Below are 25,140 nucleotides of genomic sequence, written 5' to 3'. Positions count from 1 at the left end.
CCCGTTTAGATTTATTGTTCAGATGTTATTTATCCTGCAATTCTATACTCATTTCCCACTTTTTCTATTTTTACCCCGTAAAGCTCAAGCGCCTTCTCTACTGAAACCTTATTCTCTATTACATCAGTGAGGACTGCTTCCGCCTTTCTATTTCTAACCTTTCCATAGCCACCTGCCCCAGGAGTTTTTATGGTTATTGTATCTCCTGAATTGATAACTACCTCAGAGCATTTTGACGGTAATCTTTCTATAGTGCCGTCAGTTCTTTTAAGATAATAAGCGCCTCCACTTCCATTTTCGCCGCCATTCAGTCCCCAAGGTGGGAATAGCTGTCTATCTCCAAGGCCCGTGAAATTAATATTATCGAATCTTGCCTCAAATTCTCTGCAAATGCCCTGTCCACCCCTATATTCTCCAGCTCCACCACTGTTAGGAATTAAGGAATACTGTCTTACAAGGACAAGAGGAAACTCCATCTCTAAAGCTTCTATAGGAAGATTTGAAGTGTTTGTCATATGTACTTGCACTCCATTTAGTCCATCCCCATGCTTCGTAGCCCCTGCACCTCCTGCTATGGTCTCAAGGTATACAAAGAAATGTTCTTTATCCTTAGGGTTTGTTCCGCTAAATACAGCGGTTGTACAGGAGCTGTTGCATCCTGCTATAGCCCTCTCTGGAACTGCTGGTGCCATCGCTCCAAATATTACATCCGCAACACGCATACAGGTATCAATTCTCGCACCAACTGGAGCAGGATTTTGAGCATTTATTATAAGGCCTGGTTCAGCAATGATGTTAAAAGCTCTATATATTCCTGCATTTGAAGGAACACCTGGATCAATCAATGATTTTAGAGCATAGAATACTGTAGCCAGAAGGCCATTGTAGGTTACGTTTATAGGCCCCTCAACCTGCTCATGGGTTCCAGCAAAATCTAAATCCATGGAGTCTCCCTTTATACTTATTTTCACACATATCTTGATTGGATCTGGACTTGCTGCGCCTGCATCATCCATAAAATCCACAAACTCATAATCACCATCTTTAAGCTTAGCTATCCCTGCTCTTAATCTTCTTTCAGCATAATCCTGCAGTTCATACATACTGTCTAAAAGCAAATCACCATAAACCTCATATGCCTCTAAAAGCCTTCTCATACCTACTCTATTGGAGGCTATTTGAGCGTTAAGATCCCCATACCTCTCTTTAGGTATGCGACTATTTGCCATTATAAAATCAAGAACTTCTTCATTAACTCTATCATTTTGACATACTCTTGAGATTGGAATCTTAATTCCTTCCTGGTATATACTTACTGCATCTCCTGAAGTAGATCCCGGCACTTTTCCACCAACATCACTGTGGTGGGCAAGATTAGCAACCCATCCAACAAGCTTTTTTTCCGCGAAAACAGGTGCAACGACTGTAATGTCAGGAAGATGTGTTCCCCCTCCATTATATGGATCGTTGCCTATAAACATGTCCCCTGGCTTAATTTGTTCTACAGGATATTTTTTATAAACTTCTTTGATTATACTCAGCAATGAGCCTAAATGCATGGGCACATGTTCAGCCTGAGCAACCATATTTCCCTCAGGGTCAAAGACAGCTGTAGATATATCTCTACGCTCCTTTATATTTGTTGAATATGCACTTTTTATTATAGCTATTCCTATTTCCTCAGCTATGGAAAGTAGCAGGTTTCCAACTATCTCTACTGTTACTGCATCTACTTTTCTATTCATGCTTTTCACCTCCCTGAAAGGCTGCTCTAATATTGTTGAATCCGTCTGTATATGCAACCCATTTTGGTGGTATGATTGTGGTAGAATCCATTTGTTCTACTATTGCAGGTCCCTCAATTCTACAGCCTGGCTCTATATCGGTTCTTTGATAAACATTGGTAGTCAAATAGTTCTTTTGTCCTTCAAACAAAACATTTCTAACCTCTATGACATTTGGTACCTTGGCATCAGGGTTAACATTTTTTTCACTTAAATCAGGTTTTTCTATGGTTCCTACCGCGCTCACCCTGTAATTAACCATCTGTATCCTCATGTTTTCGTTATAATCTCCATATGATTTAAAATGTTCCTTATGGAATTTCTCTATCATTTCCTTCATTACATCTTCCGTCATTGTCATATCAACTTCGATAGGGATTTCATAGTTTTGTCTTTCGTATCTGCACTCAATCACACAATGGAAGCTTCTATCTTTTTCATCTACCTTCTCCTTATCTAGCATAGCTTTTCCTTCTTCTATCATCTGATTGAAAATCTTCTGTACTGCTTGGATATTGTTTTTTTCTGCTATCATGACATTGGAGCGACTTATGTCAAATTTAGTGTCTGCCATTAACAAGCCTAAAGAACAAAGGGTTCCTGGTGACGGTGGTATCAATACATTTTTGATTCCCATTTCTTGTGCCACTTCACATGCATGTAAAGGTCCCGCTCCACCAAAAGCCATCAAGGTAAACTCTCTGGGATCATAGCCTCTTTCAACTGACACCATCCTTATGGCTCGAATCATATTTGAATTTACCACCGATATCACGCCAGCTGCAGCTTCCATTAAGCTTAGAGTTGATTTACTGCAGATATGTTCTGTCAGAGCTTTTTGGGCAAGCTCCAAATCAACTTCCATCCTTCCACCTAAAATTCTTCTTTGGTTAAGCTTTCCTAAGACAATATTGGCATCCGTTACAGTGGGAATCGTTCCGCCCCGCATATAGCATGCTGGTCCCGGTGTGGCTCCAGCGCTTTGTGGTCCTACTTTTAAAGCACCACCCTCATCAATTCTTCCAATAGATCCTCCACCAGCTCCTACTGTCACTATGTCAATCATAGGTATTCTTGCAGGATATCCTTCTATGAGTCTTTCATTTGAAAGCTGGGTTTTCCCATTTTCTATCAAGCTAACATCAATACTTGTGCCTCCCATGTCAAAGGTTATAATCTTTTCTATATTGCATTGGTTAGCTATGTAACTTGCCCCAATCACTCCTGCACTTGGCCCTGATACTGCAGTTTTTATCGGACAATCTACCGTTTCTGCTATAGATATAACCGAACCATTGGACTGAGTTACGTAAGGTGCTACAGTTATGCCTGCATCGATTATTGATTTTTCAAATCGGTTTACATACTTTTCCATTACTGGTCCTAGATATACATTCAATACAGTTGTACTCATCCTAGAATATTCCCTGAATTCTGGAACAAGTTCTGAAGATATTGTAATGTAAACATCTGGATATTCTTCCTGAATGATCTCTTTTATTCTCATTTCGTGTACAGGATTTATAAATGAAAACAGTGTACATACTGCAATAGCCTGAACCCCCTGCTCTTTCAAGTATCTTGCCGCTTCTCTAACACCATCTTCATCCATGGCGGTGTCTATTGTTCCATCATACAGGACCCTTTCGTTGACTTCACATTTCAATCCAGGAGGAATAAGACTTTCAGGCCTTTCTTTAAGCAAATCATAGAGAGAAGGCCGCTTTTGCCATCCTATCTCCATTAAATCCTTGAATCCTTTTGTTGTTATTAATCCGGTTTTCGCTCCTTTTTTTTCTATAAGAGCATTCGTTGCAACTGTTGTACCATGTGCAAGGTAGCTAACTTCCTCTGGTTTTATGCAATGCTCTGTCAAAACATGTAGAACTCCACTTACGATAGCTTTAGATGGATCCTCAGGTGTTGAACTATGCTTAAAATGAGAGAGCTTACCCTGCCTTGTATCGAATATTGAGAAGTCCGTAAAAGTACCTCCAACGTCGACGCCTATCATGTAACTCATAAATATCACCCTTCTTTGTCACGTCATATTTTAGTGTTTTATTCTTCTTTTAGTTTGTTATTGGATATAAGCCATTCAAGGCTCTTACTATCGGCATCTTCGGGTTTGTGCCTATATTGCATGGCAGTAAACTCAAAGGTATAAAAACCATTGTATCCGCTTTTTTCTAGAACATCTATATAATCGCCTACCGGCAGATTTCCTTCGCCCAAAGCCAAATGACCCATAGGAGTCGCATCAAGTAAATGCACATGTGCAAGTTTATCGCCTAATATAAGAGGATAATCATTTATATCTTCCTTTGCAAGTGCCATTTGACCTGTATCAAGCATACCCTTTAAATGGCTTGATGGTATGGTGTCCAGCATTTTCTTCAATTGATGTACATCATTTACAATATTTGAAGAAAATATAGACAAAGGCTCATATGCCAGAATAATATCCTTCTTCTCAGCATATTTAACCAATTCCTTCATTGAAGAAACAGATCTATGCCATGCCTCTTCAATATCTGCATCAAAATATCCACACCCTGCCGTTACCAAAACATACGGAGAATTAAGCTCTTTTGCTGCATCAATTGCAGTTTTAAAATACTTTATGCTTTTTTCTCTAAGAGGCTTTTCTTCTACAGCAATGTTTACAGGATAAGAGCACTGCTCTGGTGTAACGCACACCACCTTTAACCCTCTACTGTCAATTTCGTCCTTCTTTGATTTTAGTATCTTCTCATCTAAAGTATCCAAGTCAAAATGAGGCGCTGCTGCCCATAGCTCAATATTCTCCATCTTTAGATTTACTGCTGAGTCAAGAAAGTATTCAAAGCTCATTCTAACATAATGATAATTGCCAATAGCCAATCGGGACTTCGCTATCTTAGCCACTATAACCCTCCTTTAGCCAATTTTTTTAAGAATTGGTTCCGGCACTGAAATACCGTGTCCAAATGCCCCCTTTACAAGGCAACTTCTTGCTGCAAATTTTGCTGCTTCATTAAGCGCATATTTATAGGCTTTTTCTCTTTTCCCTATGCTTTCTTCAATCTTTTCAGCACTTTCCTTCTTCATTCTTAAATAGTTTACTAAGAATCCTGTAGCAAAGGAATCTCCTGCTCCAAGGGTATCTACCACTTTAACGATTGAAGGTTTTTGATATAGCATCAAATCTCCATCATATAGCCATGCTCCTTTGCTCCCCATGGTTGCCACAACTGTTTTACATCCTAAACCATGTACTCTTCTACAGATTTCTTTCGTTTCATCATCTGACCTTTCTCCACAGGACAGAAAAGCATAACTTAAATAGGGACATACTTTTTCTGTAACTCCCCAGTCCTCCCACTTATACGAAAAATCATAGGATATGGGCACGCCAGTTTCATAAACATATTTTAATTGATCATTAAAATAACTATTATTGCTTGTGTGAACAAGATCGAAGGCTTTTATATACGCTTTATCTTCATCATTTAGAACAATAGGGTTTTTCTTTGCAATTCCTCCCTTATTGCTTTTAACGAATATCCTGTCTCCATCAACAATCTTTACAACAGCATACCCATTTTCTCCTTCGTAATGTCTACTATAGCCATGATCCACTTCTAGTAAATTCAAAGTATTTATAACATGATTTGCTACTTCATCTTTCCCGAATACGCCTAGATATGCAGTCTCCACACCGATTTGTTTTGCATAAACTGCAAAGTTAAGAGCCTGCCCTCCCGGATACATCATATTTGAGGTAATATATATATCACATACATTATCACCTATCCCTATAACCTTAAGCAATTTAGACCCTCCAAATTTTATCGTTAAGCTATACTCCCTCCATCGTGGCGGGAATATAGCTTAAACTATTTTTCCCCTTCGGCGTAGTGCTAAGACTCCCGCTTTCTCAAGCGGCAGCCTAAGCACTACATCCTCGAAATAAATTCGACTTGTAATTCAGAGGGAAAAATGCCCTCTGAATTAAGTCTCATTTTATCTTAAAGCCTGAACCTTTTCATATAATCCTGGAGTATCCCAGAATCCTTCTGCTTCCAACTCGTCAGCAAGCGATGACATTTTAGTCATAAAAGCTTCTTTGTCAAAGTTTACAAACTCAACACCTAATTCAAACAGCTTTTCTTTATCCTCTTCCCATTTTGTATTGATGGTTGTGTTAAACTCTTCTGCTGCAATCTCAGCACATTCTTCGATAATTCTTTGCTGTTCAGGAGTAAGTCTGTCCCAAGCGATTTTTGAAAAACTTAATGCCTCCAGCGGAAAAGCATAATCAACTTCTGATACATAGGGTGCTGCTTCAAAAAGTTTAGCTGAATAATAAGCTTCCTTTGTACTTTCTCCCGCATCAACAACCCCTTGCATCAAAGCAAATGGATACTCAGACCAAGCAACTATTGTTGGTACCGCTCCCATGGTTCTAAAGTTTTTCTCCCAGATTGGTATATTAGGTATTCTGAATTTAACGGCTGCCAAATCATCAGGTGTATATATTGGCTTTTTGGCAAATATAATTCTTGGATTCTTTTTGAAATTAAAGTTAACTACATGGATTCCTTGATCTTCAAGGACATTGAAAGCTGTCTCTGCTAAATCTGACTCAAGATATTTAAATAAATGGTCATGGTCTTCAAATGCAAAAGCCATTGAGATGATGTTAAAGTCCCTTGAATATGTACCAAGTGTATCAATTGCAGTCATGACAGCCTGTTGGAGATCAACTTGAAGGTTTTCAAGCATTGTAATTTCATTACCTAATTGCTCTGCAGGGTAGAATTGAAATACTACCTCACCTTCTAATCTTTCATTTACTAAATCAGTAAATAATTGACACACGATTGCAGCTGGTTCGCCTAATGCTCCAGCGTTTCCAAGTTTATAAACCATTGGCTGTTTATTAGGTGCTTTCTGAGTTGTACTGCTTCCATCTGGTGTTCCATTGGTAGGTGCATTCTCTACACATCCTACAAGAGTACCTAATAATAATACAGTAATCAGAAACATCACTAACAATCTTTTCATTTTTTCCCCCTCTTTCTTAATATTTATTTTATCGCTCCCAATACTCGCGGTACCCAAAGTGTGATACTAGGAATAAAGGTCACCAGCAATAACGTAATTACTAATGGAATTAGAAACTGTACTGTATACTTCAGAGACTTATCAAAAGAAACACCTGTTGCCTTGGCTGTCACAAACAATGAAGGTGCCATTGGTGGAGTTATCAGCCCCAGTGTTAAGTTTAGCACTGCTATAACTCCCACATGAACAAGGCTTAAATTAAGTGCTGCAGCTAGATTCATCAGTAGCGGTGCAATCATTATCAAAACCTGCATAGAGCCTATGAAGCACCCCATGAACAGAAGTATTCCGTTTAGCGCCAGCAAGACTAGATAAGTGTTCCCCAATGACAAAATTCCATTGGTCATATGTATCATTAAGCCGCTTGTTACGATCATCCAGTTGAAGATCAAGCCGGTGGCAGCTAACGCCATTACCATAGCAGAAGATATCAATGTATTGGTAAGTGTCCTAGTCAGCATCTCTATTGATAGCTTTCTATATACCATTGAAAGGGCTACACAATAGGCTGCTGCCACAACACTAGACTCTGTTGGGGTGAATATCCCTGTCATTATACCACCTATAAGGATGATTGGGCCTCCTAAAGCTGGTAAAGACTTAATAGTGTATTCAATCCTCTCAGACCATGATGCCTTCTGTACAGTAGGTGCCTTTATTTTAAATTTCTTTACAGCTATTACCGTCCATACCATCATGGATAATCCCATGAGCACTCCAGGAACAATTCCTGCAAGAAACATTGCTAATGTCGAGGTTTGTGACAAAAATGCCCATATAACAAAATTTATACTGGGTGGAATGATTGGTCCTATAGCAGAAGATGCTGCGGTTACCGCAACCGAAAAATGTTCATCATATCCAGCATCCTTCATGGCCTTAACTTCTATAGTTCCCAGGCCTCCTGCATCAGCTAAGGCCGACCCTGACATGCCAGCAAAGATCATGCTGGCCATTACATTGGCATGAGCTAGTCCTCCAGTGAAATGACCTATCCACTTTTCAGCGGCTAAGAATATTCTGTCAGTTAGACCTATTTCATTCATAAATATCCCTACAAATAAAAAGGCAGGAATAGCAAGAAGATTGAAATCCGAAAGAGCATTTGCAAATTTTTGTGCGAACATTACGAAATTTTGCCCATTTATAACTGCATACAGTACACTAGAAGTGGTCATGGCAAAAGCAATGGGTACTTGTGCCAAGATTAGAAGAATAAAAACTATAAAGTAGTATTTTAGCATTGGATCAATCAAGCTTCACACCTCCTCCTCCAAAAGACGGCATCATAAGGTTATCATCTTTCAGGACTATATATTCTACAGTCTTTACAGCACTTAAAGCTACAAGCAGTATCCCCATAACGATGATAGGAAGGGCAAAGTAATAGGCTTTGCTGAAGGGAAGCCCTCCAAGAGGTATGAGTCTCTGCTGCATCTTAAAAAGAGCTATTCCTCCTGGAATGTATACAAGAGAAGTAGTCAATACAATAATATTTGTCACATGATGCATTATCCTTTTTGCAATGGGTGGTGCATTTTTAAGACAAAATTCTATTACTGCATGCTCGTTATACCAATATACTATTGAGTTGCCTAAAGCCATTGACCAAACCATCAAGGCTGTTACGAGTTCATCTGCACCATAGATTGGGCTTTTAAATACAAATCTTAAAACAACTTGAACAAATAGAATTGTCATAAAAATTCCTATAATATAGCCGGTAAAAACGCTCAAAAATTTCATAAATGCATCCACAATGCTATGTATTTTTTTTACAATATTTATTAACAAATTTTTTGAATCACTCATTGATAGCCCCCTCTCATAAAAACTTTCGAGTCACATTCTGCCAAAATAAAATTCTGATTTAATTTTCATAATTTTTAATATATAATTTATATTACTACGAAGTTAATTATTAAAGCAGATACGAGCTTCTATTTATTTTTATACACACCTCCCTACTAGATTTGAAATACACCCAAACAACCCCCTCTTATTAATTCCTTATATAAGTTTATATGCACTTATATAAACTTATATAATAGTATATAATAATCTCTTTTTTCTGTCAATTGTGAAATCAACTTTTCATTAGAATTTTTGTCAAAACAAGGAGTCTTATGTGGAATTTTTGAAAGGGATTCATCGAACTATTACTGAATTATCAATAACTTTATCATTTCTAGCAATCATAAAGTTTTATTGTGGCCGAAATCATTTCTTATTCTTCTTAGTACATTATGGAAAAATTATTATTACGTAATTGCACAAGCACTTATGTATATGTTATAATAGTTTATATTAGCGCTAGGAGTTGATTGTTATGTTAGATAAAAATGGCATTATCCCATTATATAAACAATTGCAGGAAATACTTAAAAAACAAATACAATCCGGAGAAAGAAAACCAAGAGAGAAAATTTCTTCAGAGATTAACTTGGCCAAAGAATTTGATGTGAGTGTAATTACTGCGAGAAAAGCAGTGAACTTACTAGTAGAAGAGGGCCTTGTTGAGAAAAAACAAGGAAAAGGTACTTTTATTGCAGCACAAAAATATACAAGAAATCTCAGCCAAGTTATCAGTTTTTCAGAAGTATGTCGATTGAATGGCACCATAGCAGGAAGCCAACTATTGGAATGTAAATTTATAAATGCAGACAAGAAAACCCTTGAGAGGCTTGAAAGACCTCAAGAAGAAAAAGTGCTTTACATAGAGCGTTTGAGATTTGTTGATGACGAGCCTATTGTAATTGAAAAGAATATTTTTTCTATTGCATACTCCTTCCTTATCAATGAAGACTTAGATAATGAATCCATGTTTGATATTTTGAAAAAGCGCAGTGGAACTGAAGTTTCAATGTCAAGTAGAACAATAGAGATATGCAGAGCAACACAAAAAGAAGCACAACAGTTAAAAATATCAAAAGGTGCTCCTCTACTTTTAATTAAATCTATTGCTTATTCCACTGAAAACAAACCAGTCTTTATAGGTACTCAAATAATTAATGGGGAGAGATATCGGTTTACAATGTAGCCATCCAAAATCAGAAATCACAGGGACGGTTCTTTTGATTATGCTAAGTGATTGATATAAGAGCTTGTGAAACTCCTAAAATCCTAGCCAATTGGCGCTGCGTTACTCCTTCTATGTATTTAGCCTTTTTAATTATCTTATTCCTTTGATCTTTTGGTAAACTCTTTATTTGCGCTACATTAATCCCTGATATTATCTTTTCAATTTCTAACCTTACGTCTTCGTCTCTCAGTCTTGTAGTAATAACATCATCTAAACAATTATCTTCATTTTCTTGCTCATTAAATTCCTTGAATCTTTTTTCCGCAATTTCATTATCTTCTGAGAATAATTTCAGTATCAGCTCACTATCTAACAGTTCTTGCGGATATAATTTCTTTCCATAGTATCCTGAACAACTACTCCATTTCCAATCCAAAAGAAATGACTAACCAATAGAACCGTCCCTATAATTACAGAGTGTGTCTTTAGGACACATGTGTAATTTAACCACACTTTGAGGAAAATAAGCAAAACAAAGAAAACGTATTTAATTGCAAAAGAAACCGAGGCATTATGCCTCGGTTTCTTTTGTTTTGTTGAGATAACATGTTATAAAAGCAAAGGCAGAAATCTAGCAATAACAATTAAATCCATAATTTTACAAAAATATAAAAACTTGGCACAGGTCTTGCTTTATATTTAGTTATACGACTAGCGTCTAGGTAAAGACAAAAACAGTCTAGTGAATGATAAAAAAGGAGGAAATCGCATGATTGAGTTAAAAAAATTGTCGCAGTTGGTAAGGCAGCTTGGAAAAAATGAGGTGGTGATAGACATATTTGCTACAAGTGCAGCTAAAGGTGTAAAAATATGTGAAGGGTGGATGAAAGAATATGCTGGATGTTAAGGCTCTACAACAAGAAAGAATAAGTATTTTTCATGATGTGTATGATAATAAAATTCCAAAACGGGTTCCTGTTAATATCAGCTTGCCTTTTGAACCCATTGCTGAGTTTGGAGGGATCGATTTAGTAGAAGCTCAGTGGAAGCCTTTATTAATTGAAGAAGCAGTAGATAAGCTTTGTCAAACCTTATATTCCGATATCTGTCTAAATGGTGGTTCGCTTAGATATCCTTCGTTTTACCAAACTTTACAATCCCAATCCTTTGTCATGGGTTCAAATGGATTTTTTCAGCATCCTGAAGTAGAAGGTATGCTACCAGAAGAATATAATTATCTAATTGAAAAGCCTTATGATTGTTTATTAGAAAAGGTGATACCAAGGCAATATAAGGCAGTGAATTTAGCAGACCCCATCAACACGGCAATAAGTATTACAAAAAGTTTGCTAGGCTATAAAAATGACTTTATGGAAACAGGTATGCTTACGGCTAAGATGGTAGAAAAATACGGTTATTATACAGGAACACCGGTTACTGCTGGAGGATTTACAGAAGCCCCCTTTGACTTTTTGGCTGACCAATTACGAGGTTTCAAAGGTGTTAGCATGGATGTAAGAAGAATGCCTGAAAAGGTAGCAGAAGCTTGCGAAGCCTTGTACCCTATCGTGTTGAAAAAAGGTATGCCAAAAACTGTATCAAACTATGCTTCGGTATTTTTGCCACTTCATATGCCCACCTTTATGCGTGAAAAAGATTTTGCAAAACTATGGTGGCCAAGTTTCAAGAAATTGCTAGATGAATATGCATCTATGGGAATCCATTGCCGAATATTCTGTGAAGATGATTGGACCAGATACTTAGATTATTTATATGAACTTCCTACGGATACCATCATGATGTTTGAATATGGTGACCCTAAGTTGATTAAAGAAAAGCTAGGTAAAAAACACATTATTACAGGTCTTTATCCTATAACAATGCTTAAAACCCATACAAAACAACAATGTGTAGATAAAGCGAAAGAAATGATAGACATATTAGCCCCTGGAGGAAAATACATTTTTTCCTTAGATAAAAATCCACTTTCTATTAAGGATGTTAATATGGAAAATTTCTGTGCTGTAACAGAATGTGTTCGCGACTATGGTGTATATAGTAATGCAGATGAAGTAGCTGGTATGCAGTTTAATAAAGCTGATTATAAAGCCCTGTCCTCAAGAAAGATAGAAAGCAAATACTACAAAACATGGGAACAATATAAGGCACATAACCCTGATGTATCAGACTTTGGGCAAGAAAAACTTCAAGCATTTGAGGATAGTCTATTCCAATATCTTATGTTTTTACTATTATAAATAAGTCAAATTATATTTATCACTTCCAGTTTGTTTGATAACGATGATTTTATGCAATATTTTTGATAAGAGACATTAATCCATAAGTTCATTATGACAAAGAAGAACTGGAGGATTACGAAGTTAGATGATATGAAATTAATGAAAAAGGATCTTTGTGAAATTGAAAATATAAAAGGAGGAAGATGACTATGTTAGATGCAAAAAAATTGCAGATGGAAAGAAAAGCACTATTTGAAGATTTGTTTGAGGGACGGATACCAAAAAGAGTACCTATTATGACAAACTTACCCATCGAGTTTTGTATCCAATACGCAGGACTTCCTTTAGCTGAAACTCAGTGGACACTAGAAAATATAGAGATGGTACTAGATAAAGCATGTGAAATGACAAGTGCAGATTGTTATCCCGCGGCTTTTACAAGATATCCAGCTCATCTTCAGATTCTTGGTTCAAAGGGGCTTGTCATGGGTTCAAATGGGTTTATACAACATCCTGAAATAGAGGGAATGGCTGTCAGTGATTATGATGATTTTATAAAAAACCCCTATGATTGTATTATGGAAAAAATACTACCTAAATTATATTCGGCGTTAGATACAGATCCTGTAACTCGATCCATGGCATTTGCAAAAGCTTTTAAAGCTTTCTATGACTATATGGAAGCCTATGCCAAAATAGATCAAAAGCTAATTGAAAAATATGGTTTTCATACCCTGCCAAGAGGATCTTTTTCTGGAGCAACTACACCCTTTGACTTTATAGCAGATTTTATGCGGGGCTTCAAAGAAATGTCTATGGATGTAAGGAGGTGTCCAGAAAAAGTAGCGGAAGCCTGTGAAGCAGTTCTTCCTTTGCAAATTAAGAAGGGGTTACCACCTGCACCTTCTAAATTTAGTCATACTTTCATTGCATTGCATATGGGACCATACCTTAGAACAAAGGACTTTGAAAAGCTATATTGGCCTACCTTCTACAAAATGGTTCAGGCTTTAGCAGAGGCAGGTCAACCTTGCTTAATTTTCTGTGAGCATGATTGGATGAGATATTTAGATCATTTATATGAGCTCCCTGAAAACACAAGACTTTATTTCGAATTTGGCGATCCTAAACTTGTAAAAGAAACATTAGGAAAAAAGCATATTATATCTGGTTTTTATCCTCTTACTTATCTAAAGACAGCAACAAAAGAGCAGTGTATAGACAAGGCTAAAGAATTAATTGATATATTGGCACCTGGAGGAAGATATTATTTTACCTTTGATAAAACCCCAATTAGTTTAGATAGTATTAATGTAGAGAATTATGCAGCAGTGCTTAAGTATGTAGCAGAAAATACAAATTATCATAATGCGGGGGAAGTAATAGCATATGAAAAGAAAACAGAGGTTAAGCTTGTGAGCAAAGATATTCCTGCTTTTGTGTCTAAGTATTATACTCCTTGGGATGCCTACAAGAAAAAACATCCTGAAATGGATGCAAAGCTAGAACCTGTCATGGCATCTAAGCTACAAAGTTATGAAGAGATGATGTTTAGAATGATGGCGATGTTATTGTAGTAGAGGTTTTGAAAATCAACAGTGTAACTATTCCCTTAGTCTTTATATTTTGTTTTATAGCCACACATTTATAAAATAGAGAGGATGGTAAAATATGATGGTAGAAAAGAAACATGACTTTTTTACTAAAGCAGCTGCATTGTCGGTAGCATTATTAATGTATACCACAAGTATGACTACACCAGCACTTGGCGAAATAGCTAAGGCATTTCCGGATGTAAGTCCTGAGGTAATTAAGCAAATTGCTTCTTTGCCCTCTTTGATGATGGTAGTTTTTTCCTTCTTATGTGGACAGTTAGAACGTTTTATAAGTCCAAAGAAGATTTTGTATCTAGCTATGACCCTAACCTTTGTTGGTGGAATCCTACCTGCTTTTGTTGGGGGGATGACCTTTATCTTATTTACGAGGGCTATTTTTGGTGCCGGTTTTGGTTTGTCTTTTCCTATGTCATCTTCTGTAGTAGCAGATTTATTCGAAGGACAGGAAAGAGATACCTTAATGGGCTACAGAAGTGCTGTAGGAGCTATGGCTGGGGTGGTTTTTCAGATGGTTGGCGGCATTCTAGCTTCAAGGTACTGGCGATATTCCTTTTTAGGATTTCTTCTAGTGATACCTATATTTTTACTCATCCATTTCAAGCTACCGGATTATGATAAGAAACAAAACGCCATAACAGATGAAGAGGTTCCTAAAAACAGATTAAGCACAAATACCTACCTATTTTCTATCTTCAATGCATTCTTTAATATATTACAGTTTTCCTTCATGACAAACGTAGCGTTGGTAATGAAGGCAGGGGAAGTTGGAAATGCAGCTCAAGCGGGGACTGTGCTTACAGTATTTACCGCCGCGGCATTTGTGGCAGGGTTAATTTATGGTAAAGTAGCTCGGATCTTTAAAAGATTTACCATATCGCTGGCTATTGGATTAATTGGGGCTTCCTTTTTTATACTGCTAAATGTGAATACCTTTCCTATGTTTATTGTAGGAGCAATTGTTTTCGGTCTTGGATTTGGCACCTATAATCCTACCTTAGTGCTGGCAATTGTAAGGAGCGCACACAAAACTGCATCTACGATAGCCCTCTCCCTCTATGTGGCTTTACAGGGATTAGGGCAATTTGCTTCTCCACCTATATTGGCTTTCCTTACTGGCATCTTTGGTCTAACAGGACCTAAGGCTGCTTGGATTGTAGCGGCAGGAATCATATTAAGTAGTTGTGTGATATCTATTCTAGTGATAGGTTTTACAAAACCAAAAATCCCAGAGACCTCCCCAAACTAAATAACACAAATAGATAAGAAAAGCACCGTTAACTGATTTGTTAGCGGGGCTATGATTTAAGGCATTATTTTAGGAAAAAATTTTATCTTGATGATAGCAATAATATTTCATTGTGATAAAATGAAAATAATGAACTATAGATATATGCCTTTAGAATAAAAAAAATATATATATCGTCTACAGTATATGAAAGCCCATAGACGCAAATCGATAAATAGAAATAGAAAAAATGGACAAGACATAATTTAATCAATCCATCTTAAAAAGGAGAGGTTAGAGATGCAAGATATAAAGAAACTTCAAAAGGAAAGAGAACAGCTGTTCAAGGATCTGTTTGATGGGAAGATACCGAAAAGGGTGCCTATTCATACAAGCTTACCCCTTGAATTCTGCATTCAATATGCAGGGCTTCCCTTAGCTGAAACCCAATGGACATTAGAAGGGGTTGAAGAAGCTTTAGATAAAGCATGTCAGATTACAAGTTCAGATTATTACCCTATAGGTTTTTCAAGATATCCCGCCCACCTTCAAATACTAGGGTCCAGAGCATTTGTGATGGGTTCAAGCGGATTTATACAACATCCTGGTGTGGCTGGTATGGAAGCAATTGAGTATGATGAACTTATTAAGAATCCATATGATTGTATTATGGAAAAAGTGCTTCCGAGACTGTACCCTGAATTAGACACAGATCCCATAACACGCTCTCTAGTAATGGCAAAGGCCTTTAAAGCATTTTTTGATTATGTGGAAACCTATGAAAAAATAGATGCAAAGCTAATAGAAAAGTATGGTTTTCATATAGTACCAAAAGAGTCGATTGGGTCGGTAACTACCCCTTTTGATTTTTTAACAGACTTTTTAAGAGGTTTCAAAGGTATTGCAATGGATGTGAAAAGGAATCCCGAAAAAGTAATAGAAGCCTGTGAAGCCGTACTTCCGACTCAGATAAAAAGGGGAATCCCACCTGTGCCGTCTAGGTATGGTTATACCTTTTTACCTTTACATATGGGGACTTATTTGAGGGACAGTGATTTTGAAAAATTATACTGGCCGACGTTTTCTAAAATGGTGAATACGCTGGCTCAAGCAGGTCAGCCATGTTTAATATTTTGTGAGCATAATTGGATGAGGTATTTAGACTATCTATATGAGCTTCCCGAAAATACAAGGTTTTATTTTGAGTTTGGTGATCCTAAGTTGGCAAAAGAAAAACTAGGGAAGAAACACATTATTTCGGGATTTTATCCTTTAACGTATCTTCGAACCGCAACAAAACAACAGTGTATCGACAAAGCGAAAGAGCTTCTTGATATTTTAGCACCTGGAGGAAAATATTATTTTACATTTGATAAAAGTCCCGTTACATTAGATAGTGTAAATGTAGAAAACTATACGGCAGTGCTTCAATATGTAGCGAAAAATGGAAAGTATGATTATCCTGGAGGAACTACGACTTTGGAAAGTAAACAAAAAGATAAGTTGCTTCAAGCTAAGGCAAATGGATTAAAGTCAAAATACTATAAAACTTGGGATGAGTACAAGGAAATTCATCCTAGAATCAGTCCAAAGCTAGAGTCAGCGATAGCAACTAAACTACAGAGCTATGAAGAAATGGTGTTTAAGATGATCTTTATGTTGACATAAGGAATGAAAAAAAAGGTTCAACAATAAATTTTGTGGTGTCATGTACACCTATCCTGTCAATGCATAATTTACAGGAAAAATATTCATATATCTAGAAACCTTAATTTTCTTCTACTTGATAGATTTGACTAGTGATGATTTTTATTGATTTAAAGGATAATTATAGTAATATAAGAACTTAGACTTTCCCTATACCTCTTTAAATCTTTGAAGAAAGCTAAACTCTAGGCACATTGAAATTCATACTTAACCCTAATTTCCCAATTACTATGATTCCGATAGCCGTAGACTCTACGCTTTATGTTTTTCAAATCACAGGGATGGTTAATCACAGGGACGGTTCTTTTGATTGTGTTAAGTGATTGATATAAGAGCTTGTGAAACTCCTAAAACCCTAGCCAATTGGCGCTGTGTTACTCCTTTATGTTTTTCCTCTATTCTACTATAAAAGAAATGACTAATCAACAGAACCGTCCCTATAATTATGTGCTTATTCATCAAACACCAACCATATATCTTAATTTCACTTTTCACTTTATATTTTGCTAAAGTTTCAAGGAATCTTAAGCAATCCTCATCATCATGAAATATCTCCTGTCTATTTGCGCCTCTAATTATTACATGATATATACCACTTTTACTTTTCACTCTTGCAGTTCTTGGCATTCTGATTACTCCTTTATGTTTTTCCTCTATTCTACTACAAAAGAAATGACTAATCAATAGAACCGTCCCTATAATTACCTATAATTAAGAACTGCCGGGACCAATGTTTAGCTTTAGTGCCTATGCAGGTGGAATGGCTGCCCGTGGCTAGGGTATTATAATCTGCAAAAATGTGGTGATGATAAAGTACAAATCTACACATATATTACTGTGTAGGTCTATATATTGTACAGCTTAAGCAGATCCTCAGGCGATGAAAAAATATAATCTGCATCAGGCTCTAAAACAGATGAATGGTTCCAGGTCACAAGTCCAGAAGCAAAACCAGCCGCATTTGCACATGCAATATCTGTCGGCATATCGCCGATATAGATGCATGAATCAGGGGTTGTACCGGACTTTTCTGCATAATAAAGAAGCGGCTCAGGATCCGGTTTGTGCTGCAGTGTATCGTCTGCACAGACAATCAGATTAAATATCTGTTCAAGATTGAATTTGCGAAAATAGCTTTCATATTCCGTTTTCTTTCTGGAAGTGACAACGCCAAGATGAAATCCACTTTTTTTCATAAACTGCAGTATGTCTTCCGCTCCGGGAAAAAATACAGCCTGATCTGAGAACTTGCTGTAATTTTGTATCCATTTATTTTCAAAATCCTGATCTACAGATGCATCAAGCAGTTCAAGAGCATCAAGAGTCGGAATGCCCAACACGATCCGCAGATTTTCAAGAGAATAATCGAGACCATATGTTTCAAGTGTGTACTGCCAGGTCTTCAAAACGGCATTTTCGGTATCAATCAGTGTTCCATCCAAATCAAATACGATATGATTATATTGCATAAGCTTCTCCTTTGTGGTGAGTTCAATCAGTTGCAGTGCATAATTCAGATATAACTTTCGATAGGTGTCACATTTGGTGTCCTGAGCCAGATATATTATATTTGAGATCAAGGTGTGGCGGGCACAGTTGTGTACGATTGGAAGAAACATCAGCTAAGACCTCCTTTTGATAAGGCGCCGGTATCGGCAACAGCAGTATCAGTATCAGAAGCTATCAAAATTGTAAGAACAAATCCAATCATAAACCCTGAAAGGCATCCGGTCAGATAAAGCATAAAGTGATCACCATAATAGATCGGTAATGTTATAAGACTCGGAAGAACAAAAGTGGGAGTTTCGATTTTGGAAAGTCCAGCCAGTAGCCCACCAACGGCACCGCCTATGCATCCAAAAAGGAAAGGCTTCTTTCTGGGGAGATTTATATTAAATAATACAGGTTCAGTTATTCCAAACAGTGCAGAAAGAATTGCAGAGGCACATAATGATCGAAAAGAAATATTTCTGCTTTTTACCATAACAGCAAGGGCTGCACCGGCCTGAGCAAAAATAGCAGGAGCTATGATCGGAACAATACTGTCATGCCCCGTAACTCCAATGTTATTTATTGCTACAAGAAACAATCCCCACTGAAAGCCGAAGATCACCATCGGCTGAATCAGTGCACCTAGCAGAATACCGGCTACTGCAGAGGAAAAGGAATAAAGCAATGCATAACCGGCTGCAAGAGCATCTCCGATTATGGCACCGATTGGTCCGAAAACAAAAAGTGTGGACAGACTGACAATACTGAGACTGAGAAGCGGGGTAAGAAAACCTCTAACCAGTTCGGGGAGTATCCGTTCAAGAAAATGCTCCGTAACAGCCAGAAGAGCACTCGCCGCGATAATTGGAAAGATACTAGAGTGGTAAGTTACAGCTTTAATCGGAAGAGTGAAAAAATGAAGAGTTGTACCGGTTTCAAAAGCTTTTGTTAATGATGGATACAACAGAATCAGGGCAATTACTGTACTGTAAAACGGATTGGCGCGGAATGTTTTTGCTGAAGTAATTGCCAGCAGCACTGGAAGAAAGTAAAAAGTGCTGTCGGATATTGCATTCAGTATGAGATAGGTTTCACTGCTGTCAGAAAGAAAGGAGGTTGTTGTTAATATAAGCAGAGCTCCTTTCATAATTCCACCTGCGCACATTAAATTCATAAGGGGCATAAACATATCAGAAATGGCGGCTATCAACTTGGAAAGTAATTTTTTTTTCTCATCATGCTTCACTGTATTTGACCATCCTTTCATTTTAACATTTCATTTATTCCTTGTAAGTATAATTATAGCGAATGAAATACGTTGCGTCTTTCTGATATGCGACATATAATATAATTATTGCGACAGACATAGGATTCTGCAGGATTCATGTTGGATATGGGACAAGGAGGTGATGAAGCATGCTGTCGACCGTTAATACAATTCCTTTGAATGATGAAGGAAAAGAAATCATGAAACGTGGAACACCAGGTTTTCCCTGCAATGCTTACATCGGTGATATTCATAATTATATCGGAGGTGAAATATCGCTGCATTGGCATAGTGAGCTTGAAATGTTTGTGCTAGATGAGGGAATGGTGCAGATCATATTTGCAGATCATTCATATGTTCTGCAACCGGGCGAGGGGTATTTCGTGAATTCGGATGTCCTGCATAGAATAATCTGTAATACTGATCAGCCCTGCCGATACCGCTCTATTGTATTTGACCAGTCCGTTATATCAGGACGTACCGGAAGCGTGTTTGATGAAAAATATGTCAGCCCCTTTGTAAAGGGAGGCGCATCATCCTGGGCACTTAATCAGAGAGATGCAGGTAGCGCGGCAGTGATATCTCTTTTTAATGCAGCGTTCTATGCCTGCGAATTGGAGCCGAAAGGCTATGAATTTACAGTAAGGGATGCAATGTCGAAGATTATCATGTTATTGAACGGACACAAGGAAAAGCAGGCAGTCAGGGTTGAGACAATGCAGGAACAGCGCCTGAAGCAGATGCTGAACTGGATTGATGAACATTACATGGATAAAGTAACAGTTGAACATATTGCGGATGCAGCTGGAATATGTGTACGTGAATGTCAGCGGACATTTGCAACAGTTATCCAGGATACTCCGACAAGATATCTGATGCGAAGGAGAATTGCTATTGCAGCTGATATGTTGAAGTCATCAAATGCTGCCAATAGTGAGATATGTGCACAGTGTGGTTTTGAAAGTCAGAGCTATTTTACAAAACAGTTTCGGCTTATTATGGGAGTTACTCCTAAACAGTATCAGAGAAATGTACGCACTAATTGGCAGACAGTAACTGGGAGCATACATGATATATAATATTAGGAATATTCACACATCATTGTCGAGAGGCCCAATTAGAGTACTCGACTGTTTTTCGATAACTCAGATTTGCTCGGTAAGATAAAATATTATAAAAAGGATACTTAAACGGAACCGGTAAATATTACGGTTCTTTTTTGTGAATTAATTATGGAAAATTTGATGTTTAAGTGAGGGAGTGGTATATTATAAAAATGTAAAAAGAAGGTTGAAAAGTAAATTAAAAGGAGTTATATGAAAGCAGACATCAATAATTTCAAGGAAAGCTATCTTGAGTTGGAGGAAGCATTAAAAGAAGAATCAGAAGCTTTGAGTGAACTTTCAGATGCATTTGATGGTTTTGTAAATATGGAGTCATTTCAAGGGGATACGGCGGAAACCACGAGGGAATATATCCAGGATATACAGAAACCAATAATAGAAGGTCTGAAAGCGGTAATTACATCTAATCTATAGGAATTTGCTTTTTCAAAATTCTCCTATGATACCAATTAAATCATAATAATTTCTAATAATCAACAGGCTTTTTGCTAAGTTCAGTATATATTTTTTAGTATAAACTCATATCTCCCCTAAATTGCTGTTTCATAATATATAACAACCATATTCCATGCATAGCAAAACAGAGCCTATTTTATTCAATGAAGCTCAATGTAAAACTAACATGTATGATCTTCGTATGGTGTTAACTGTGAATATTCATCTTCATATGGCATTTGATAAATATCTTCTATAAAGCTGCCCTGACAGGGTGTATCTTCTTTAGTTTCCCACCACTCAATACTTCTGGGCCCTATATGTACCTTTTTTATCTTCTGGTGGGTCATGATTATACGTCATCCATATCTTCAGATGTGTAAGTATTTTCTTAATGGTCTCTTCATCTTCAATAAATGATATTATTCTCATTTCCCCATTGCATTTTGGACACAATAATGTATGATCGCAGGGACGGTTCTTGTGATTATGTTAAGTGATTGATATAAGAGCTTGTGAAACTCCTAAAACCCTAGCCAATTGGCGCTGCGTTACTCCTTCTATGCATTTAGCCTTTTTAATTATCTTATTCCTTTGATCTTTTGGTAAACTCTTTATTTGCCCTACATTAATCCCTGATATTATCTTTTTAATTTCTAACCTTACATCTTCGTCTCTCAGTCTTGTAGTAATAACATCATCTAAACAATTATCTTCATTTTCTTGCTCATTAAATTCCTTGAATCTTTTTTCCGCAATTTCATTATCTTCTGAGAATAATTTCAGTATCAGCTCACTATCTAATAGTTCTTGCGGATATAATTTCTTTCCATAGTATTCTGAATAACTACTCCATTTCCAATCTTGAGGTTTACTTACAAGTCCAGCTTTTATAGGATTCTGATGTATATACCGAATTACTGTCATAAGATATTCTTCACTTTCCACATTCTCACTTTTATACCTGTCTTGAAATAAATGCCCTGTCGTATCATATTTACAATGATAATATCCTACAAAGCTTACACCTATTCTCTTCATAGTTGTTGCAAGCTCCTCTTTACCTTCTTTAACAAGTAAATGTATGTGATTATTCATCAAACACCAACCATATATCTTAATTTCACTTTTCACTTTATATTTTGCTAAAGTTTCAAGGAATCTTAAGCAATCCTCATCATCATGAAATATCTCCTGTCTATTTGTGCCTCTAATTATTACATGATATATACCACTTTTACTTTTCACTCTTGCAGTTCTTGGCATTCTGATTACTCCTTTATGTTTTTCCTCTATTCTACTACAAAAGAAATGACTAATCAATAGAACCGTCCCTATAATTAAAGGTACCTACTCCTTCTTATTTCATAAATCGGACTTTTCTATTTTATGAATTAAATATATGAAAGAAGCAAGAGGTTTGTCTCTTTGCTTCTTTCATAGCTTCCTCATCCTTTATTTCCATGATATAGACAACGCTTCTTAATTCTTTAATACATTATCCATAATTTTTACTGGTTTGAGTTTATTCTCTAAAGTTCCATTTCCCAGCTGACCATACTCATTAACTCTCCATTTATCTTTACTACATCCTATTAGTGAAAAGGACATAATAAAGACTAGGCTGAATAATATCATTTTTTCCATCTTCTATTTCTCTTCCTTGTATACATTATTATAAAGCTCATCTTTTTCTTTTTAATATTTGCCAGCATAAAGCCACGGTAGTCTCTAAAAATAACTGATGATAGTTATTTTTAACCTGGAAATTCAGTAAGGTTTAAAATATAAAAAGGCTTAATCCAAATACTCCCACCGATAATACAATAACAGTAAATAATAGTATAATCATGGTTACAATATCAAATTGCATTTTGGGTTTTACAGTGGTTCCTTCTTTTTTAAGTTTCTCTTCTACACTATTAATAGCTTCTTTTTTTACTATGTCCTCTATATCGGATGGTTGTAGATTTTTTATAAAGGTATTCTGTATACATAAGCTTAAGCTCGTAGGTATATACTTGTTATCGTGGATGAATTTTAGTATATGGTATGTTATTTGTGTCTGTTCCTCCTTTGACATTTCTATTGCATTATATGTTATTCCCATAGGATACGCTCCCTCTTCTTGTTGCATGACTCTTTGGCTAAGTACTTCATAGGGAGGGGGTGTTTCATAGTCTTCATAGAGATCTATTGTTGTCTCTGCATATAAAAATACTTTGGCTTGGTTTTCCTTTGATTTTTTTATTAGTTCTTTCTCTTCTAGGTATTTTATTAGTTCTTCTTGTATTTTTTTCTCCCAATAACTAGTAAAATAGGCATCTGTTATGGGGTTGTTTTCTGTAAAAATATAAAAATTAATTCCTGTAGGATCTTTTCCTTTTGTTAACAGATTGGAGTCTTCTTCTGAGTTTCCACACTCCTCAACTACTTTTACTTTCATAGGGATTTTGTACCTTTTCTTTAAATATTGTTCTGCTTTCATTTTTAGCTTATTATCTTCTGCTGGTATTACATGGTATACAATGGGGGTAATGATTATGGCTATGGCAAATCCCAGTACAGTGCTTGTTGTTATTTCTTTTATAAAAATAGCTATGACTGTAAGTACCATCATGTATTTTATGGATAGAAATTTTTGATTTCCTTCTTGCTTTTCTGTTGACTTTCCCTTTATTTGAGAATCCATTTCTTTGTGTGCCGCTAGCTTTTTATGATAACTGTTTAGTTTATTAATCATAAATTCTTTTACTCCTTTTTTTAAACCTAATTTCACATATATACAGTATTAATGCTTCTATAAGTTATGTATTTTAAAACACTATAGCTATGTGATGGAGGAAAATGGTATTTTCTTACTTAATTCTCAAATACATTATCCATGATTTTCACCGGCTTGTTTCTATACTCCTTTGTTTCATCTCCTCGTTCACCGCTCATATTACCTCCCCATGTCCATAGGCTGCCATCACTTTTTATCGCCATGCTATGCCCCGAACCTGCGGCTACTTCTACTACATTATCCATAATCTTTACTGGTTTATTTCTATCCTCATTGGTTCTATCTCCTAGCGATCCATACTCATTAAGTCCCCATGCCCATAGACTGCCATCACTTTTTATTGCTATATTATGTCCATGACCTGCGGCTACTTCTACTACATCATCCATAATCTTTACTGGTGTATTTTTATCCTCATTGGTTCCATCTCCTAGCTCGCCATACTCATTAATTCCCCATCCCCATAAACTGCCATCACTTTTTATTGCCATACTATGAACTAAACCTGATGCTGATACTTTGATAACATCATCCATAATCTTTACTGGTTCTCTTTTGTCTTCATTGGTTCCATCGCCTAACTGACCATAATCATTTCGTCCCCATCCCCATAAACTACCATCCTTTTTGATTGCCATGCTGTAGCTCAAACCTGCGGCTACTGCTTTTACATCCTCCATGATTTTTACTGGTTCATTTGTATTGTTGGTGGTGCCATCTCCTAGCTCGCCGGATTCATTCCATCCCCACGTCCATAGACTGCCATCACTTTTTATTGCCATGCTGTGTGCCCCGCCTGCTGCTATGGCCTCTACATCATCCATGATTTTCAGTGGCTCCTTATGTTCACCATACCCTCTTTCATCTCCTAGCTGCCCCTCTGCATTCCTTCCCCATGTCCATAGGCTGCCATCACTTTTTATTGCCATACTATGTGTAAATCCCCCTGCTACTTCTACTACATGCTTCATAATCTTTACTGGTACATATTTACTTTCCTCTGTTCCATCTCCTAATTGCCCTTGGGCATTATCTCCCCATGTCCATAGACTACCATCTCCTTTGATTAGCATATTGTGAACTGCAATAGTGCTTAATCTGTACTCTATATTTTCTCTCTTCATTTCATTTACCTCCATCTCATTATCCTTTGCTTCCAATTTGTTATCATTACATCCTACCATTGAAAACATCATCATGAGGATTAAACTTAAAGATATAATTTTTTTCATGATATCTCCCTCTTTCTATTTTTATAATTTAATATTTTATTCTTTTACATAAAAAGCATTGAAAATACTTGAACAAACTATAACACAATGAGAGACTTATTTT

General features: G+C 36.7%; 23 protein-coding genes. 8 read left to right on the top strand and 15 right to left on the bottom strand.

Features of this window, described 5'->3' with window-relative positions; all coding sequences use genetic code 11:
- Positions 1–29: 29 nt before the first annotated feature.
- The 7 genes from CHB72_RS06625 to CHB72_RS06595 all read right to left on the bottom strand — a co-directional run bounded on the left by CHB72_RS06625 (position 30) and on the right by CHB72_RS06595 (position 8,705).
- A complete protein-coding gene (locus CHB72_RS06625) occupies positions 30–1,745 on the bottom strand; it encodes a hydantoinase B/oxoprolinase family protein (protein ID WP_089282098.1) in 1,716 nt (571 codons plus the stop codon).
- Positions 1,738–3,807: a hydantoinase/oxoprolinase family protein gene (locus CHB72_RS06620; protein WP_089282097.1), complete on the bottom strand. Its 2,070-nt coding sequence runs from the start codon at positions 3,805–3,807 to the stop codon at positions 1,738–1,740. The genes CHB72_RS06625 and CHB72_RS06620 overlap by 8 nt, the downstream gene beginning before the upstream one ends.
- Before the next feature lie 38 nt (positions 3,808–3,845).
- Positions 3,846–4,691, bottom strand: a complete 846-nt coding sequence (locus tag CHB72_RS06615; protein WP_089282096.1) for a sugar phosphate isomerase/epimerase family protein — start codon at positions 4,689–4,691, stop codon at positions 3,846–3,848.
- Between the two features lie 12 nt (positions 4,692–4,703).
- Entirely contained in the window at positions 4,704–5,597 is an 894-nt protein-coding gene (locus tag CHB72_RS06610; RefSeq protein WP_089282095.1) for a fructoselysine 6-kinase, read from the bottom strand.
- A gap of 192 nt (positions 5,598–5,789) precedes the next feature.
- The gene (locus tag CHB72_RS06605; protein WP_089282094.1) at positions 5,790–6,833 is read right to left on the bottom strand and encodes a TRAP transporter substrate-binding protein; all 1,044 of its coding nucleotides are present in this window, start codon (positions 6,831–6,833) and stop codon (positions 5,790–5,792) included.
- Positions 6,834–6,856: 23 nt separating this feature from the next.
- On the bottom strand, positions 6,857–8,149 hold the full coding sequence (locus CHB72_RS06600; protein ID WP_089282093.1) for a TRAP transporter large permease: 1,293 nt from the start codon (positions 8,147–8,149) through the stop codon (positions 6,857–6,859).
- On the bottom strand, positions 8,142–8,705 hold the full coding sequence (locus tag CHB72_RS06595) for a TRAP transporter small permease (protein ID WP_089282092.1): 564 nt from the start codon (positions 8,703–8,705) through the stop codon (positions 8,142–8,144). Before CHB72_RS06595 ends, CHB72_RS06600 begins: the two co-directional genes overlap by 8 nt.
- Positions 8,706–9,222: 517 nt before the next feature.
- Here CHB72_RS06595 and CHB72_RS06590 point away from each other — a divergent pair.
- Positions 9,223–9,933, top strand: coding sequence for a GntR family transcriptional regulator (locus tag CHB72_RS06590; protein ID WP_089282091.1), 711 nt, complete (start codon positions 9,223–9,225; stop codon positions 9,931–9,933).
- A 43-nt stretch (positions 9,934–9,976) separates the two neighbouring features.
- On the opposite strand, the gene CHB72_RS06585 is transcribed toward CHB72_RS06590, so the two are convergent.
- Positions 9,977–10,351, bottom strand: a complete 375-nt coding sequence (locus CHB72_RS06585) for a sigma-70 RNA polymerase sigma factor region 4 domain-containing protein (RefSeq protein WP_242975058.1) — start codon at positions 10,349–10,351, stop codon at positions 9,977–9,979.
- Between the two features lie 333 nt (positions 10,352–10,684).
- On the opposite strand from CHB72_RS06585, the gene CHB72_RS26350 reads away from it, so the two are divergent.
- The 5 genes from CHB72_RS26350 to CHB72_RS06565 all read left to right on the top strand — a co-directional run bounded on the left by CHB72_RS26350 (position 10,685) and on the right by CHB72_RS06565 (position 16,664).
- Positions 10,685–10,822 (top strand): hypothetical protein, encoded by a 138-nt coding sequence (locus CHB72_RS26350; RefSeq protein WP_176431235.1) that lies wholly within the window; start codon positions 10,685–10,687, stop codon positions 10,820–10,822.
- Positions 10,809–12,173: a uroporphyrinogen decarboxylase family protein gene (locus CHB72_RS06580; RefSeq protein WP_089282090.1), complete on the top strand. Its 1,365-nt coding sequence runs from the start codon at positions 10,809–10,811 to the stop codon at positions 12,171–12,173. The genes CHB72_RS26350 and CHB72_RS06580 overlap by 14 nt, the downstream gene beginning before the upstream one ends.
- Positions 12,174–12,364: 191 nt before the next feature.
- Complete coding sequence (locus CHB72_RS06575) at positions 12,365–13,732, top strand: uroporphyrinogen decarboxylase/cobalamine-independent methonine synthase family protein (protein WP_089282089.1); 1,368 nt, start codon at positions 12,365–12,367, stop codon at positions 13,730–13,732.
- 94 nt (positions 13,733–13,826) lie between these two features.
- Entirely contained in the window at positions 13,827–15,017 is a 1,191-nt protein-coding gene (locus CHB72_RS06570) for an MFS transporter (protein ID WP_089282088.1), read from the top strand.
- A 279-nt stretch (positions 15,018–15,296) separates the two neighbouring features.
- Entirely contained in the window at positions 15,297–16,664 is a 1,368-nt protein-coding gene (locus CHB72_RS06565) for a uroporphyrinogen decarboxylase/cobalamine-independent methonine synthase family protein (RefSeq protein ID WP_089282087.1), read from the top strand.
- A 354-nt stretch (positions 16,665–17,018) separates the two neighbouring features.
- Here the strand turns inward: CHB72_RS06565 and CHB72_RS27255 are convergent, their stop codons facing one another.
- From CHB72_RS27255 to CHB72_RS06550, 3 genes are all read right to left on the bottom strand, one after another.
- A complete protein-coding gene (locus tag CHB72_RS27255; protein ID WP_242975057.1) occupies positions 17,019–17,330 on the bottom strand; it encodes a transposase in 312 nt (103 codons plus the stop codon).
- A 218-nt stretch (positions 17,331–17,548) separates the two neighbouring features.
- Positions 17,549–18,322 (bottom strand): HAD family hydrolase, encoded by a 774-nt coding sequence (locus CHB72_RS06555; RefSeq protein WP_242975056.1) that lies wholly within the window; start codon positions 18,320–18,322, stop codon positions 17,549–17,551.
- A complete protein-coding gene (locus CHB72_RS06550; RefSeq protein ID WP_242975055.1) occupies positions 18,322–19,440 on the bottom strand; it encodes a PTS transporter subunit EIIC in 1,119 nt (372 codons plus the stop codon). Before CHB72_RS06550 ends, CHB72_RS06555 begins: the two co-directional genes overlap by 1 nt.
- A gap of 170 nt (positions 19,441–19,610) precedes the next feature.
- Between CHB72_RS06550 and CHB72_RS06545 the strand changes: the two genes are divergently transcribed.
- Together CHB72_RS06545 and CHB72_RS06540 are read left to right on the top strand one after the other, a co-directional pair.
- Positions 19,611–20,540, top strand: coding sequence for a helix-turn-helix domain-containing protein (locus CHB72_RS06545; protein WP_089282085.1), 930 nt, complete (start codon positions 19,611–19,613; stop codon positions 20,538–20,540).
- 237 nt (positions 20,541–20,777) lie between these two features.
- The gene (locus tag CHB72_RS06540; RefSeq protein ID WP_089282084.1) at positions 20,778–20,999 is read left to right on the top strand and encodes a T7SS effector LXG polymorphic toxin; all 222 of its coding nucleotides are present in this window, start codon (positions 20,778–20,780) and stop codon (positions 20,997–20,999) included.
- A 513-nt stretch (positions 21,000–21,512) separates the two neighbouring features.
- Here CHB72_RS06540 and CHB72_RS06535 read toward each other — a convergent pair.
- From CHB72_RS06535 to CHB72_RS06525, 4 genes are all read right to left on the bottom strand, one after another.
- Positions 21,513–22,286: an REP-associated tyrosine transposase gene (locus CHB72_RS06535; protein ID WP_089282083.1), complete on the bottom strand. Its 774-nt coding sequence runs from the start codon at positions 22,284–22,286 to the stop codon at positions 21,513–21,515.
- Between the two features lie 216 nt (positions 22,287–22,502).
- Positions 22,503–22,667, bottom strand: a complete 165-nt coding sequence (locus CHB72_RS25870; RefSeq protein WP_141131331.1) for an RCC1-like domain-containing protein — start codon at positions 22,665–22,667, stop codon at positions 22,503–22,505.
- 133 nt (positions 22,668–22,800) lie between these two features.
- On the bottom strand, positions 22,801–23,763 hold the full coding sequence (locus CHB72_RS06530; protein ID WP_089282082.1) for a hypothetical protein: 963 nt from the start codon (positions 23,761–23,763) through the stop codon (positions 22,801–22,803).
- 119 nt (positions 23,764–23,882) lie between these two features.
- On the bottom strand, positions 23,883–25,037 hold the full coding sequence (locus tag CHB72_RS06525) for an RCC1 domain-containing protein (protein ID WP_089282081.1): 1,155 nt from the start codon (positions 25,035–25,037) through the stop codon (positions 23,883–23,885).
- Between the last annotated feature and the right edge of the window lie 103 nt (positions 25,038–25,140).

Source organism: Anaerovirgula multivorans, from assembly GCF_900188145.1.
Lineage (GTDB): Bacteria > Bacillota > Clostridia > Peptostreptococcales > Natronincolaceae > Anaerovirgula > Anaerovirgula multivorans.
The sequence above is the reverse complement of the archived record's forward strand: the minus strand, read 5'-3'. Positions and strand labels throughout refer to the sequence as shown.

Coding starts and splice junctions, on each gene's coding strand:
- CHB72_RS06535 (WP_089282083.1), bottom strand. CDS start 22,286: ATGCCAAGAACTGCAAGAGTGAAAAGTAAAAGTGGTATATATCATGTA.
- CHB72_RS27255 (WP_242975057.1), bottom strand. CDS start 17,330: ATGCCAAGAACTGCAAGAGTGAAAAGTAAAAGTGGTATATATCATGTA.
- CHB72_RS06545 (WP_089282085.1), top strand. CDS start 19,611: ATGCTGTCGACCGTTAATACAATTCCTTTGAATGATGAAGGAAAAGAA.
- CHB72_RS06580 (WP_089282090.1), top strand. CDS start 10,809: ATGCTGGATGTTAAGGCTCTACAACAAGAAAGAATAAGTATTTTTCAT.
- CHB72_RS06570 (WP_089282088.1), top strand. CDS start 13,827: ATGATGGTAGAAAAGAAACATGACTTTTTTACTAAAGCAGCTGCATTG.
- CHB72_RS06530 (WP_089282082.1), bottom strand. CDS start 23,763: ATGATTAATAAACTAAACAGTTATCATAAAAAGCTAGCGGCACACAAA.
- CHB72_RS06575 (WP_089282089.1), top strand. CDS start 12,365: ATGTTAGATGCAAAAAAATTGCAGATGGAAAGAAAAGCACTATTTGAA.
- CHB72_RS06555 (WP_242975056.1), bottom strand. CDS start 18,322: ATGTTTCTTCCAATCGTACACAACTGTGCCCGCCACACCTTGATCTCA.
- CHB72_RS26350 (WP_176431235.1), top strand. CDS start 10,685: ATGATTGAGTTAAAAAAATTGTCGCAGTTGGTAAGGCAGCTTGGAAAA.
- CHB72_RS06595 (WP_089282092.1), bottom strand. CDS start 8,705: ATGAGTGATTCAAAAAATTTGTTAATAAATATTGTAAAAAAAATACAT.
- CHB72_RS06590 (WP_089282091.1), top strand. CDS start 9,223: ATGTTAGATAAAAATGGCATTATCCCATTATATAAACAATTGCAGGAA.
- CHB72_RS06565 (WP_089282087.1), top strand. CDS start 15,297: ATGCAAGATATAAAGAAACTTCAAAAGGAAAGAGAACAGCTGTTCAAG.
- CHB72_RS06625 (WP_089282098.1), bottom strand. CDS start 1,745: ATGAATAGAAAAGTAGATGCAGTAACAGTAGAGATAGTTGGAAACCTG.
- CHB72_RS06525 (WP_089282081.1), bottom strand. CDS start 25,037: ATGAAAAAAATTATATCTTTAAGTTTAATCCTCATGATGATGTTTTCA.
- CHB72_RS25870 (WP_141131331.1), bottom strand. CDS start 22,667: ATGGAAAAAATGATATTATTCAGCCTAGTCTTTATTATGTCCTTTTCA.
- CHB72_RS06605 (WP_089282094.1), bottom strand. CDS start 6,833: ATGAAAAGATTGTTAGTGATGTTTCTGATTACTGTATTATTATTAGGT.
- CHB72_RS06540 (WP_089282084.1), top strand. CDS start 20,778: ATGAAAGCAGACATCAATAATTTCAAGGAAAGCTATCTTGAGTTGGAG.
- CHB72_RS06620 (WP_089282097.1), bottom strand. CDS start 3,807: ATGAGTTACATGATAGGCGTCGACGTTGGAGGTACTTTTACGGACTTC.